9 protein-coding genes are annotated in these 13,540 nt (G+C 72.2%); 1 reads left to right on the top strand and 8 read right to left on the bottom strand.

Going from position 1 to position 13,540, the window contains the following annotated elements:
• Positions 1-231: 231 nt before the first annotated feature.
• From ACFOVU_RS06335 to ppdK, 7 genes are all read right to left on the bottom strand, one after another.
• Entirely contained in the window at positions 232-1,644 is a 1,413-nt protein-coding gene (locus ACFOVU_RS06335; RefSeq protein WP_378530707.1) for an L-arabinose isomerase family protein, read from the bottom strand.
• Positions 1,641-2,321 (bottom strand): L-ribulose-5-phosphate 4-epimerase, encoded by a 681-nt coding sequence (locus tag ACFOVU_RS06330; protein ID WP_378530705.1) that lies wholly within the window; start codon positions 2,319-2,321, stop codon positions 1,641-1,643. The genes ACFOVU_RS06335 and ACFOVU_RS06330 overlap by 4 nt, the downstream gene beginning before the upstream one ends.
• A gap of 8 nt (positions 2,322-2,329) precedes the next feature.
• Positions 2,330-4,012, bottom strand: a complete 1,683-nt coding sequence (gene araB / locus ACFOVU_RS06325; RefSeq protein ID WP_378530703.1) for a ribulokinase — start codon at positions 4,010-4,012, stop codon at positions 2,330-2,332.
• 23 nt (positions 4,013-4,035) lie between these two features.
• Entirely contained in the window at positions 4,036-5,034 is a 999-nt protein-coding gene (locus tag ACFOVU_RS06320; RefSeq protein WP_378530701.1) for a LacI family DNA-binding transcriptional regulator, read from the bottom strand.
• A 225-nt stretch (positions 5,035-5,259) separates the two neighbouring features.
• A complete protein-coding gene (locus tag ACFOVU_RS06315) occupies positions 5,260-6,516 on the bottom strand; it encodes a deoxyguanosinetriphosphate triphosphohydrolase (RefSeq protein ID WP_378530700.1) in 1,257 nt (418 codons plus the stop codon).
• Between the two features lie 42 nt (positions 6,517-6,558).
• Positions 6,559-7,566, bottom strand: a complete 1,008-nt coding sequence (locus tag ACFOVU_RS06310) for a YdcF family protein (protein WP_378530698.1) — start codon at positions 7,564-7,566, stop codon at positions 6,559-6,561.
• A 225-nt stretch (positions 7,567-7,791) separates the two neighbouring features.
• Entirely contained in the window at positions 7,792-10,470 is a 2,679-nt protein-coding gene (gene ppdK, locus ACFOVU_RS06305) for a pyruvate, phosphate dikinase (RefSeq protein ID WP_378530696.1), read from the bottom strand.
• A 537-nt stretch (positions 10,471-11,007) separates the two neighbouring features.
• Here ppdK and trhA point away from each other — a divergent pair.
• Positions 11,008-11,664: a PAQR family membrane homeostasis protein TrhA gene (gene trhA / locus ACFOVU_RS06300; RefSeq protein ID WP_378531200.1), complete on the top strand. Its 657-nt coding sequence runs from the start codon at positions 11,008-11,010 to the stop codon at positions 11,662-11,664.
• A 312-nt stretch (positions 11,665-11,976) separates the two neighbouring features.
• On the opposite strand, the gene ACFOVU_RS06295 is transcribed toward trhA, so the two are convergent.
• Positions 11,977-13,365 carry a glycine--tRNA ligase gene (locus ACFOVU_RS06295; RefSeq protein WP_378530694.1) on the bottom strand — a complete coding sequence of 463 codons (1,389 nt, stop codon included), beginning with the start codon at positions 13,363-13,365 and terminating at the stop codon, positions 11,977-11,979.
• Positions 13,366-13,540 lie beyond the last annotated feature (175 nt).

The raw sequence follows: 13,540 nt of genomic DNA, 5'->3' as shown, positions 1-13,540 counted from the left end.
AGCCCGCCGGCCAGGAACGCCCGGCGGCCCGGCCCGGCCGCCGGGGGCGGGATCGGGGTGCTTCTGGTGCGCATGGCAACTCCTCTGCCTGGTGCTGCGCGGGTGCGGCCGTCCCCCAAGGGCCGCTGGTGGTGGTGGGGCCGTCGCCCCCGTTGCCGGGCGGCCCCGGCCCCGCCGGCCGCGGTGCGCGTGGTGCGCATCCGCCGCGGATCGGGGCCGGGGCCGCGCGGGTCAGACCCGCACGAACCCGATGTCCGCGAGGCCGCAGAACACCTCCCAGTCGGCGGCGGTGCGGCCCAGGTTCATGACCATGTGGTGGGTCCCCCCGGCGCGCAGCCAGCCGTCCATGCAGCCGCGGATCCCCGAATCGGGGCGGAACTGCCCGTAGGGCATCTCCAGGGACGGCAGCCGCTGGGAGTCGAGCACCTCCCCCTCGGCCACGACCAGCCGGAACTCCTCCCCGCCGAGGGAGACGAGCGAGGCGATGGTCGCCGGTCCGGGCTTGATGCGAAAGAGCAGGGTGGGCGGGTCGGCGAGGCCGCCGATGCCCAGCGGGCGCTTGATGAGCCGCACCGGCTCGTCGTCGCGGGCCACCTTCCAGTTGCCCTCCCCCATGTGGCTCATGAGGATCGAGTCGGTGGGGAAGTCCATCGCGTACATCTCGGTGAAGTGGCCGTCGCCAGCGAGCCGGTGCCCGGCGTGCACGATGGCGGCGGCCAGCACGTCGCCCTCGCCGGCGAAGCCGTAGCCCTCGGCCATGAGGCTGGAGGCGGCGGCCATGGGCAGCCGGGCGAAGCGGCCGTCCTCGGCGATGGCGTCGAAGTGCGTGGAGTACGCGCCGCAGCCATGCTCGACGAGCAGCTTCTCAATGCCCAGCTGCATGCGGGCGTGGTCCTCGCGCTCCTCCTTGGACAGCCGCTCGTCGACCTCGAAGGCGGCGTCCTCGCGCTCCATGAGCGCGGCCACCGCCGGGCCGGGCAACTCCGCCATGGTGCGGTGCAGCTCCCCGGGTGCGATGACCTCGACCTCGGGGCCGAGCTTGCGGATGAGCGCGGTCTCGTCGAACCGGGCATCGCCCATGCCGTTCATGGCGTAGCCGAAGACACCGACCTTGAGCCGCTTCCACGCGGTGACCGCGCGGGCGGCGCGCGCCCAGCGCCCGACGCGCTCGGTGAACGCGGCGCTGGGCCACTCCTCGGTGACGACGTCGAACGGCAGCCCGGCGCGCACCATGGCGTTGGCGGTGTCCTGGGCGCCGTGGATGCCCTGGTTGTAGGTCATGTCGTCCATGTCCCACGCCGGGGTGACCGTGGGCTCGGGCTGGATGTTGGCCAGGCACACCGGCAGCCGCATCTGGTCGAACACGCGGGTCACACGCAGCGAGGGGCCGTAGGTCAGCATGACGACGAGGACGCCGTCGAGGTCGTCGTTCTCGAACTCGCGGACCGCGCGCTCGGCGTCGGCGCGCCCCCGGACGGGCGCGCCGACCACGCAGTCGGCGACGTCGGCCAGGCTCTCGGCGATCCGGCGCGCGTAGGCGGCCTGGTGATCGGTGATGCCGGGGATCATGTCGTCGTAGAGCGGCTGCATGATGCCGAGGATCCCGATGCTGGGCAGGCGTTCGGTCACGTGTCCGTTCCTCATCTCTGGCCGTAGACGTTCTGGTAGCGGTCGTAGAGGGCGTCGATGTGGTGCTGGGGCAGGCGCTCGACGGGCCCGTTCTGCCGGGCCAGGTGGACGGTGCGGGCGACGTCCTCGCACATCACCGCGGCCTTGACGGCGGCCTTGGGGCCGGGGCCGATGGTGAAGACGCCGTGGCCGCTCATGAGGACCGCGGGCGAGCGGTGCCCGGTGAGCGTGGCGACGATCCCCTTGCCGATGTCGTCCCCGCCGATCAGGGCGAAGGGCCCGACGGGGATGTCGTCGCCGAACTCGTCGGCCATGGCGGTGATGGCGCACGGGATGGGCTCGTTGCGGGCCGCCCAGGCCGTGGCGTAGGGGCTGTGGGTGTGCACGACCCCGCCGACCTCGGGCATGGCCCGGTAGACGTAGGCGTGGGCGTCGGTGTCGCTGGAGGGCGCGTGGCGCCCGTCGACCACGGCGCCGCTGAGGTCGCAGACGACGATGGACTCCGGGGTGAGGTCGTCGTAGGTGACCCCGCTGGGCTTGATGGCGATCAGGTCGGTGCCCGGGATCCGGGCGGAGATGTTGCCGCTGGTCCAGGTCACCAGGTTCCAGCGCAGGAGTTCGGCGTGCAGGGCGCACACCTCGGTTCGGGTGGTCTCGACGGCGGCGGCGCTACCGGGGGGCAGGGCGGTCATGGCGTCCTTCAGCTGCTGAGGCTCTGGTTGCGGAGGGCGCGCAGGCGGTGCAGGGCGTCGCTGCCGCCGCGGCCGAAGTGGTCGTGGAGCTCGGTGTAGATGGCGAAGAGGTCGTCGTAGGCGGCGGTGCGGCCGGGGTCGGGCAGCACCGCGTCGCGGGTGGTGCTGCCCATGGCCGCGGAGGCGGCGGCGATGTCGGGGTGGGCGCCGGCGGCAACGGCGGCGTGGATGGCCGAGCCCAGCGCGGGTGCCTCGTCGGAGTCGGCCACGTGCAGGGGGCGGCCGAGGACGTCGGCGTAGATCTGCGTGACGAACGCGTTGCGCTTGAGGCCGCCGGCCAGGGTCAGCTCCGCAACGGGCACCCCGGATCCTTCGAAGGCGTCCAGGATGGTGCGGGTGCCGAACGCGGTGGCCTCGACCAGGGCCCGGTAGACGTCCTCGGGGCGGGTGGCCAGGGTCAGGCCCGCGATGACGCCGGAGAGGTCGTGGTCGACCAGGACGGAGCGGTTGCCGCTGTGCCAGTCCAGGGCCACCAGGCCGTGGCCGCCCACCGGCTGGGCGGCGGCGCGGCGGGAGAGCACGTCGTGCACCGTGGTGCCCTGCTCGCGGGCCTCGCGGACGTACTCGGGCGGGGCGAATCCGTCGGCCAGCCAGCCGAAGATGTCGCCGACCCCGCTCTGGCCGGCCTCGTAGCCCCACAGCCCGGGGACGATGCCGTCGCGGACCGCGCCGCACATCCCGGGGACCTCGGCGAAGCCGGTGCCGTTCATGACGTGGCAGGTGCTGGTGCCCATGACCGCGAGCATCTGCCCGGGGGCCACGGTCTGCGCCGCGGCGGCGGTGACGTGGGCATCGACGTTGCCGACGGCCACGGCGATGCCCACGGGCAGGCCGGTCCAGGCGGCGGCCTCGGCGGTCAGCCCGCCGGCGCGGTCGCCGAGCTGGGACAGCGGGTGGGCGATCTTGTCCTCGGCGAACCGGGCGAAGCGGGGGTCGAGCCCGGCGAGGTACTCGCGGCCGGGCCAGGCGCCGTCCTGGTGGATGCCCTTGTAGCCGGCGGTGCAGACGTTGCGGGTCTCTCGGCCGCACAGCTGCCAGATGATCCAGTCGGCGGCCTCGATCCAGCGGTCGGTGTGGTCGTAGACCTCGGGGTCCTCGCGCAGGACCTGGAGGCCCTTGGCGAACTGCCATTCGGACGAGATGCGCCCGCCGTAGCGGGGCAGCCACGGCTCGCCGCGGCGGCGGGCGAGGTCGTTGATGTCGTCGGCCTCGCGCTGGGCGGCGTGGTGCTTCCAGAGCTTGGGGTAGGCGTGGGGGCGGCCGGCGAACCCGGGGAGCTCGCACAGCGGGACACCGGTGGCGGTGGTGGGCAGGACGGTGCAGGCGGTGAAGTCGGTGCCGATGCCGATGACGCGCTCGGGGGCGATGCCGCCGGCGGCCAGCACCTTGGGGACCGCGTTGCGCAGGACCGCACGGTAGTCCTCGGGTACCTGGAGGGCGGTGTCGGGCGGCAGCGGGGCGCCGGTCGCGGGCAGGGACTCGGAGACGACGCCGTGCTCGTAGGGGTGGACGGCGGTGGCGAGCTCGGCGCCGTCGCGGACGCGGACGGCGACGGCCCGGCCGGAGAGGGTGCCGAAGTCGATCCCGATGACGACGGCATCGTCCTTGTTAGCGCTAACATTCGCGTTCACGGGGGGCTCCTCGGTCCGTCGGGCTACGATCGGCGGTTCGCGGTGCTCGCGCGCGGCACCAGGCGGGCGGGGACGACGTGGTGGACGGGGGCGGCGGCCGCGGCGTCCGCGGGCCGGCGGAGCAGGTCCAGCAGGAGGCCGATGCTGCGCCTGCCGACCTCGCTGAAGTCCTGGGAGACCGTGGTCAGCGGCGGGGTGAGGAACTCGGCTTCGGGGATGTCGTCGAACCCGGCGACGCTGACGTCCTCGGGGACGCGCACGCCCGCTTCGGCGAAGGCGCGCAGGGTGCCCAGCGCCATCTGGTCGTTGCCGACGAAGACCGCCGTGACATCGGGGTCGCGGGCGAGTTCGCGCCCGAGCTCGTAGCCGGAGCGGGGGCGCCAGTCGCCGCGCAGGACATCGGGGACCGGCGCACCGGCCTCCTCCAGGGTGGCCCGCCAGCCCGAGACGCGGCCCTCGGCCTCCAGCCAGTCGCGGGGCCCGGAGATGTGGTGGACGGTGCGGTGGCCGAGGCCGAGCAGGTGGCGGGTCACCAGGCAGGCGCCCCCGGCCTGGTCGACGGTGACCACGGGCAGGTCGGGTGCGTGCCCGCCCTCGACCGCGACCACGGGGCGGTCGGCGGGCTGGTCGGCCAGCCCTTCGACCACCGTGCGGTGGGGGGCGATGACGATGTAGCCCTCGACCGACTGCTGGGCGAGGTAGTCCATGGCCTCGCGCACGGCCTGCCGGGTGATGGTCTGGAGGGTGACGACGCTGAGGAAGTAGCCGTCGGCGCGGGCGGCGTGCTCGATCCCGGCGAGGGTCTGGGCCGGGCCGTAGAGCGTGGTGTCGAAGGCGACGGCCCCGATCACCTGGGTGCGGCGGGTCACCAGGGCCCGCGCGGAGGAGTTGCGGCGGTAGCCCAGCTCCTCGATCGCCGCCTGGACCCGCTGCTGGGTCTCGGCCTTGACGTTGGGGTGTCCGTTGAGCACGCGGGAGACGGTCTGGTGGGAGACCCCCGCGAGCCGCGCGACATCCGCCATGACGGGACGCCCGTTGTAAACCGGCATGTGCTGCACGACCTCGTGTCATCTCGGGTTAACGCCGACGTGACGTGAGCAACATTGTTAACGCTAACAAAACCGACCGTCAAGGGGCGCCTTGCGGCTTTCTTCCCTTTGCCCCCGAGATGACCGTGATGCCCGTTCGGGCGGGGCTGCGGCGGGTCCGGGCCGGGCCCCGGCGGGGCCGGAGCGGGGGCCCGAGAGTCAGCGGCCGGTCAGGCGGGCGTGCCAGGCCATGGCCGAGGTGTCGGTCAGGGAGGCCACCTGGTCGATGACCACCCGGAGCGCCTCGGCGTCGCCGGCGGCAGAGGCGTGGTCGGCGCGGAACGGGGGTTCGAGGGTGCGCGGGGCGCCCGCGGCCACGGCGTCGACGAGTTCGCCGATGAGCTCGCGCTCGCGCGCCTGGTACTCCTGGGCCTCCGAGCGCGCCATGACATAATGCGCGGCCAGCGCCTTGAGCAGCGCGCACTCCAGCAGGGTGCGGCGCGGGACCACCAGCTCGGCGGCGTAGCGGGTGAGCGGCGCGCCGCCGTGTGCCGCGCGGGTGGCGCGCTCGGCGGCCCGGCAGAAGCGCCCGATCAGCTCGCTGGTGAGGTTCTTCAGCGCCGCCAGCGACCCCAGCCCGCCGTCGAACCCGGCCGGCCAGAACGGCTCGGCCAGCAGGTCGCGGAAGACCTCCTCCAGCTCGCCGGCGGAGGCGTCGCAGTAGGAGGAGGCGGCGATGGCGCACACCTCGGCGCGCTCGCCCGCCCCGCGCAGCGCGCCCACCCGGATCATGCCCGAGTACAGCGCGTCCTCCAGGTCGTGCACCGAGTAGGCGACGTCGTCGGACCAGTCCATGACCTGCGCCTCGAAGCAGGTACGGCCCTCGGGGGCGCCCTCGCGGATCCAGCCGAAGACGGGGGCGTCGTCGGGGTAGTGGTTGAACTTGCGGGTGCCGCCGCCCCCGCCCCGCGGCCACGGGTACTTCAGGGTGGCGTCCAGCGTGGCCCGTGTGAGGTTCAGGCCCGCGCTGCGCGGGCGGTCGCCGCCCGTGACGACCTTGCCCTCCAGCCGGGTGAGCAGCCGCAGGCTCTGCGCGTTGCCCTCGAAGCCGCCGCAGGACGCGGCCGCGGCGTCCAGGGCGGTCTCGCCGTTGTGGCCGAACGGCGGGTGGCCGAGGTCGTGGGCGAGGCAGGCGGCCTCGGCGAGATCGGGGTCGCAGCCCAGCGCGGCACCCAGCTCGCGCCCGATCTGGGCGCACTCAAGGGAGTGGGTGAGCCGGGTGCGCGGGAAGTCGCTCGCGCCCGGCTGCACCACCTGGGTCTTGGCGGCCAGCCGGCGCAGGGCGAAGCTGTGCAGCACCCGCGCGCGGTCGCGTTCGAAGGGGCCGCGGGCGCGGCTCTTGGGCGGTTCGGCGGCCCAGCGCCGCCGGTCGTGCGGGCCGTATCCGGGCGGAACGGCCTCGGGGATGTCTGTCATGGTGGGTCCTCGGCGCTCGGGCGGCCCCCGGGGCGGGGGCGTTCAGCTCGCGGCGTCGACGTGGATGTCGCTGCTGTCGCCGAAGATCCAGTAGTACCAGAGCGACGCGGTCTCACGGGTGATGTACCAGAGCTGGGTCTCGCGCTCCAGGACCGCGGGGCCCGAGCGCGACGGCGAGGTGGCGGCGTCGATGCCGTAGTCGTCGGCCATGACCTTCGACCGCAGGCTGTGCCAGGGGTCGCTGACGATCACCGCCGAGGTCCATCCGCGGTCGGCGAAGACCCGCGCCACCGCCTCGATGCTCTGGAGGGTGTCGTTGCCCTCGCCGATGGCGACGACCTGGGAGGGCGGGATGTCCCGGGCCGCCACCAGCCAGTCGCGGCCGCTGCCGCCCTCGGTGAAGTTGTCGCCGGGCTGGTTGCCGCCGACGGTGACGATAACGGGGGCGACGCCTTCGGCGTGGAGGTCGGCGGCGTGCTGGAGGCGGGCCTCGAAGATCGGCGACGGGTTGCCGTTGTACTGGCTGGCGCCCAGGACGACGATGGCGTCGGAGGTGGGGCGGTCGTCCAGGCGGGCGGTGTACCACACCCAGGCCCAGGTGCCGGGGGGCAGGGCGATCGCCACCACGATGACGGTCGCGACGATCCGCCCCCACGGGATGCGGCGCCGCGCGGGGCGGGCGCGCGGGAGCGAGCGCTGCGCGGGGCCCGAGGGCCGCGGGCGGGCACGTGCACCGCCGCCGGCCGGGCGGGTGAAGGCGCGGGTGCGCTCGGCGCCAGGGGCGTCGTCGTAGGGGTCCTCGGGCTCGCCGTGGGCGGGCCGGGTGAACGTGCGGGTGCGGGCGTCGTCGGCGGGCTCGTCCCAGCGGCCCGTGCCGTAGTCGTGGTCGCGGGTGTCGCGAGGGTCGCGGTCCCAGGTGCCGCGGCCCGATCCGGCCGTGGCGCCGGGGCCGAAGGAGTCGCGTGTGAAGGCCCGGGTGGCCTCTGCGTCCGGCGAGGCCGGATGGCCGTCCGGCGGCCCGTCGCCGCGCTCATCCCCCGCTGTCCGCACCACTCACCCCCGCACAGATGGACGGATGTCCTGACGATAACCGACGCCGGGGGCCGCCGGTGACGTTCCGGCATACCTGCGGCAGGGTTCACGGAGGAACGCAGATCCCCCGTTCGTCACGGCCGATTCTATGTCACGAAATTGTCACGGGGTGATCGCGCGGAGGGCGCGTTCGCCCCGAGAGGGTGGGCGGGGGCGCGGCGCCGCGCCCCCGCCCACCGGCCTTCAGCGGCGGGCGGCGGCCCGGCCCGCCTCCAGCCGGGCCACGGGTACCCGGAAGGGCGAGCAGGACACGTAGTCCAGCCCGACCTGGTGGAAGAAGTGCACGGACGCGGGGTCGCCGCCGTGCTCGCCGCAGATGCCGAGCTTGATCCCCGGCCGCGCGGCGCGCCCCTCCTCCACCGCGATCCGGATGAGCCGGCCCACGCCGTCGACGTCCAGCGACTCGAACGGCGAGATCCCGAACACACCCTTCTCCAGGTAGGCGGAGAAGAACGACGCCTCGACGTCGTCGCGGGAGAAGCCCCACACCGTCTGGGTGAGGTCGTTGGTGCCGAAGGAGAAGAACGCCGCGTTCTCGGCGATCTGGCCGGCCGTGAGCGCCGCTCTGGGCAGCTCGATCATGGTGCCGACCGGGAAGTCCAGTTCGACGCCGTACTCTTCGCCGACCTCGCGCAGCACGCGCAGCGACTCGTCGCGGATGATCTCCAGCTCCTGCACCGTGCCCACGAGCGGGATCATGATCTCGGGACGCGGCCGGCCGCCCTGGCGCATGCGCTCGGCGGCGGCCTGGGCGATGGCGCGCACCTGCATGGTGAACAGCCCCGGGACGACCAGGCCCAGGCGCACCCCGCGCAGGCCCAGCATCGGGTTCTGCTCGTGCAGGCGGTGGACCGCCTGGAGCAGGCGCAGGTCGTTCTCGTGCTTCTCCCCGCGCGACTCCGCCACCGCGACGCGCACCGACAGCTCGGTGATGTCGGGCAGGAACTCGTGCAGCGGCGGGTCGAGCAGCCGCACCGTCACCGGCAGGCCGTCCATCGACTCCAGGATCTCGATGAAGTCGTCGCGCTGGAGCGGCAGCAGCGTGCCCAGGGCCTCCTGCTGCTCCTTGTCGGTGTCGGCGAGGATGAGCCGCTCCACGAGCTGGCGGCGGTCGCCGAGGAACATGTGCTCGGTGCGGCACAGGCCGATGCCCTGGGCGCCCATGCGCCGGGCGCGGGCGGCGTCCTCGGCGTTGTCGGCGTTGGCCCGCACGTAGAGGCGGCGCGCGGCGTCGACGTAGTGCATGATGCGGTGCACGGCGCGCACCAGGTCGTCGGCCTGGTCGGAGGCGGGGTCGATCTCGCCCTCGAAGTAGCGCACGACCGGCGACGACACCACGGGGACCTCGCCGAGGAAGACCTCGCCGGTGGTGCCGTCGATGGAGATGACGTCGCCTTCTTCGATGGTCTCGCCGGTGGGGCCGGTGAGCCGCCGGTTCTTGGTGTCGATGTCGAGTTCCTCGGCGCCGCACACGCAGGTCTTGCCCATCCCGCGGGCGACGACGGCGGCGTGGGAGGTCTTGCCGCCGCGGCTGGTGAGGATGCCCCGCGCGGCGATCATGCCCTCGAGGTCGTCGGGGTTGGTCTCGCGGCGGCACAGGATGACGTTCTCACCGCTGCGCGACCACTTGACGGCGGTGTAGGAGTCGAAGACGGCCTTGCCGACGGCGGCGCCCGGCGAGGCGTTCATGCCGCGGCCCAGGCGGCTGCGCTCGGCGGTCTCGTCGAAGCGGGGGAACATCAGCTGGGCGAGCTGGTCGCCGGTGACCCGCAGGACGGCCTCGTCCAGCGTGATCATGCCCTGGTCCACGAGCTGGTCGGCGATGCGGAAGGCGGCGGCGGCCGTGCGCTTGCCCACGCGGGTCTGGAGCATCCACAGCTTGCCGCGCTCGATGGTGAATTCGATGTCGCACAGGTCGCGGTAGTGGTTCTCCAGCGTCTCCATGATCGCCATGAGCTCGTTGTAGCTGCGGGCGTCGATGCGCTCGAGGTCGCCGAGCGGCACGGTGTTGCGGACGCCGGCCACGACGTCCTCGCCCTGGGCGTTCTGGAGGTAGTCGCCGTAGACCCCCTGCTGGCCGGAGGCGGGGTCGCGGGTGAAGGCGACGCCGGTGCCGGAGTCCATGCCGAGGTTGCCGAACACCATGGAGCAGATGTTGACGGCGGTGCCGAGGTCGGCGGGGATGCGCTCCTGGCGGCGGTAGAGCACGGCGCGCGGGGCGTTCCACGAGGTGAAGACGGCCTTCACGGCGAGGTCGAGCTGCGCGCGCGGGTCGCCGGGGAACTCCCGGCCGGTGCGGTCGGCGACGATGCCCTTGAAGACCTCCACCAGCTTGCGGAGGTCGGCGGCGTCGAGATCGAGGTCGTTGGTGATGTTCTTCTGCGCCTTGACCTGCTCGATCGCCTCTTCGAACAGGTCGCCCTCGATGTCCAGGACGGTCTTGCCGAACATCTGGATGAGCCGGCGGTAGGAGTCCCAGGCGAAGCGCTCGTTGCCGGACTGGGCGGCCAGGCCCTCGACGGAGTCGTCGTTGAGCCCGATGTTGAGGACGGTCTCCATCATGCCCGGCATGGAGAACTTGGCGCCGGAGCGGACGCTGACCAGGAGCGGGTCGTCGGCCTGGCCCAGCCGCTTGCCCATGGCCGACTCCAGCGCCGCGAGCGAGGCGGCGATGGCGTCGTCGAGGCCGTCGGGCATGGCGCCGTGCTCCAGGAAGTGGCGGCAGGCCTCGGTGGTGATGGTGAACCCGGGCGGCACCGGGAGACCCAGGTTGGTCATCTCGGCGAGGTTGGCGCCCTTGCCGCCGAGCAGATCCTTGAGGTCCTTGTTGCCCTCGCTGAACTCGTACACGTACTTGGGCACGGGAGGCTCCCTGCTGCTAGAAGACCGGTGGTGACCGGTACTGCCACTCGACCTCGGATTGCGCGCGACTCTACCCAGAGCGGTCCGCGAACTCGCCCACGGGAGCCTCCTCATCTGAGTATTACCAGGTCAAACGATATAAACAGGTGTAGACCAATGGTTCAAGAATGATCGCCGAAACCTCCCCGTCACAGCGGCGGCGAAAACCCGGCGGGATCGACGAATCCCCAGGTCGGAAAGGTTCTGTAGCAAACTAACAGGCAGTGGTCGCCGACACTGGCCCACAGGCCCGAGAGTCGCGCCTTCGCCGTGCCGAAGACCACACGGATACCCAGTGGTAACCTACGGTGCCGTAAGTAGAGTTCGGGGAGGCGGGACCGGCTGCGCCGGGCACGGCGCCCCCCGAAAGGCCGCCCCGCGACGACCTGATGGAGATGAGGACAGGTGCCCGCACAGCAATCCGGCGACGCGGCCACACGCCACCCCCACCACGATGCGCCCGGCGCGCCCCCTGCCCCGGCCGACGGCCCCCGGGCGGTGGCGGCCGACCTGCTCGAAGCGGTCAAGCCGCGGCTGCGCGGCTGGCTGCACCTGGGAACCGCGCCGGTCGCACTGGCCGCCGGGATCGTGCTGGTCGCGCTCGCCCCCGGCGCCCCCGCGCGCATCGCGAGCGCCATCTACGCGCTCAGCTCGGTCCTGCTGTTCGGGACCTCGGCGGTCTACCACGTGGGCCGGTGGTCGCGGCGCGGGATGGCGGTGCTGCGCCGCATGGACCACTCCAACATCTACTTCATCATCGCCGGGACCTACACCCCCTTCGTGGTGCTGGTCCTCGACGGCGCACTGCGCACCGCGATGCTGGCGCTGATCTGGGGCGGGGCCGCCGCCGGGGTGCTGTTCAAGATGTTCTGGCTCAACGCCCCGCGCTGGCTGTCGACCGCGCTCTATCTGGCGATCGGGTGGGTCGCGGTGCTGTTCATCCCCCAGCTCGTCGGGGGCACGCACCCGGCCACGTGGATCCTCATCCTGGCCGGCGGCCTGCTCTACAGCGCGGGCGCCGTGGTCTACGGGGCCAAGCGGCCCGACCCCGCACCTCGCTGGTTCGGGTTCCACGAGATCTTCCACTCGCTGACGATCGCGGCCTACATCTGCCACTACATCGCGGTGTCGTTCGTCGTGTACACCTCGGCCTGACACCGGCCCCCGGGCCGTCCAGGGCCAAGGCCAGGGCCCAAAGCCGCGGACCTCGTCACGATTCGCTCACGGCATGGGACGTCCGGGCTGAAAACGCCTGCCCCGTCGGCCATATCGGGCTAATTTGGAACCGGTTCTCCCGGCCGCCGCCGCGTGTCCGGGGTTCCTCATGAGGCGGCCGGATACCACATCCCCCCGGGTCCGGCCGCCTCGCCCCACAACGCCCCCATGCGACGGCAGGGGATGACGACGCACAATGGGCCCCGCCTCAGCAGAGACGGGGCCCATCGCCGTTCGTCGGTGCCGAGCGCGCTAGCAGCCCGGCAGGCGCTCCACCAGGTAGGTCTCGACCTGGTCGAGCGCGACCCGTTCCTGCGACATCGTGTCGCGCTCGCGCACGGTCACGGCGTCGTCCTCAAGGGTGTCGAAGTCGACGGTCACGCAGAAGGGCGTGCCGATCTCGTCCTGGCGACGGTAGCGGCGGCCGATCGCGCCGGCGTCGTCGAACTCGACGTTCCACCGCTTGCGCAGCCGCGCGGCGAGGTCGCGCGCCTTGGGCGAGAGGTCGGAGTTGCGCGACAGCGGCAGCACCGCCGCCTTGACCGGCGACAGGCGCGGGTCCAGCCGCATGACCGCGCGCTTCTCCAGCTTGCCCTTGGCGTTGGGCGCCTCGTCCTCGCTGTAGGCGTCGAGCATGAAGGTCAGCAGCGCTCGGTCGACACCGGCGGCCGGCTCGATCACGTAGGGGATGTAGCGCTCGTTGTTCTCCTGCTCGAAGAACGACAGGTCCGTACCGGACGCCTCGGAGTGGGTCTTGAGGTCGTAGTCGGTCCGGTTGGCGACACCCTCCAGCTCGCCCCACTCGGTGCCCTGGAAGCCGAACCGGTACTCGATGTCGACGGTCCGCTTGGAGTAGTGCGAGAGCTTGTCCTTGGGGTGCTCGTACAGGCGCAGGTTGTCCTTTGCGATGCCCAGGTCGACGTACCACTGCATGCGGGTGTCGATCCAGTACTGGTGCCACTGCTCGTCCTCGCCCGGCTTGACGAAGAACTCCATCTCCATCTGCTCGAACTCGCGGGTGCGGAAGATGAAGTTGCCCGGCGTGATCTCGTTGCGGAACGACTTGCCGATCTGGCCGATGCCGAACGGCACCTTCTTGCGCGCGCTCTGCTGGACGTTCATGTAGTTGATGAAGATGCCCTGGGCGGTCTCGGGCCGCAGGAAGGCCAGGCCGGTCTCGTCCTGCACCGGGCCGAGGTAGGTGCGCAGCAGGCCGTTGAACATCCGCGGCTCGGTGAAGGAGGACTTCGCGCCGCAGTTGGGGCAGGCGAGGTCGGCCAGGCCGGTGGCGGGCTCGCGGCCGTGCTTCTCCTCGTAGGCCTCGAGGAGGTGGTCGGCGCGGAAGCGCTTGTGGCAGGACTGGCACTCGGTGAGGGGGTCGACGAACGCCTTGACGTGGCCCGACGCCTCCCAGACCTCGCGCGCCAGGATCACGCTGGAGTCGAGGCCCACGATGTCCTCGCGCTCCTGCACCATGGCGCGCCACCACTGGCGCTTGACGTTGCTCTTCAGCTCCACGCCCAGCGGGCCGTAGTCCCAAGAGGCGCGCAGACCCCCGTAGATCTCGCTGGAGGGGTAGACCAGACCCCGCCGCTTGGCGAGGTTGACCAGGGTGTCCATTGCCTCTGACTTTGCGGCCATTGTTGTTCGACTCTCCATCCGGCTGGCGGTCGGCGGATCGCTCATCGCGATGCTCGAATGTCACCTGACGGCGTCCCGCCGTCATGTGGACACAGCCTAGGACACCTACAGGCGGTGACGTGCATCAACGACGATACGCAGCCGAGCCGCCCGGGGTCGACCGGTTTTGCGTCCC

Source organism: Nocardiopsis sediminis (assembly GCF_042650565.1).
GTDB lineage: Bacteria > Actinomycetota > Actinomycetes > Streptosporangiales > Streptosporangiaceae > Nocardiopsis_B > Nocardiopsis_B sediminis.
The sequence above is the reverse complement of the archived record's forward strand: the minus strand, read 5'-3'. Positions and strand labels throughout refer to the sequence as shown.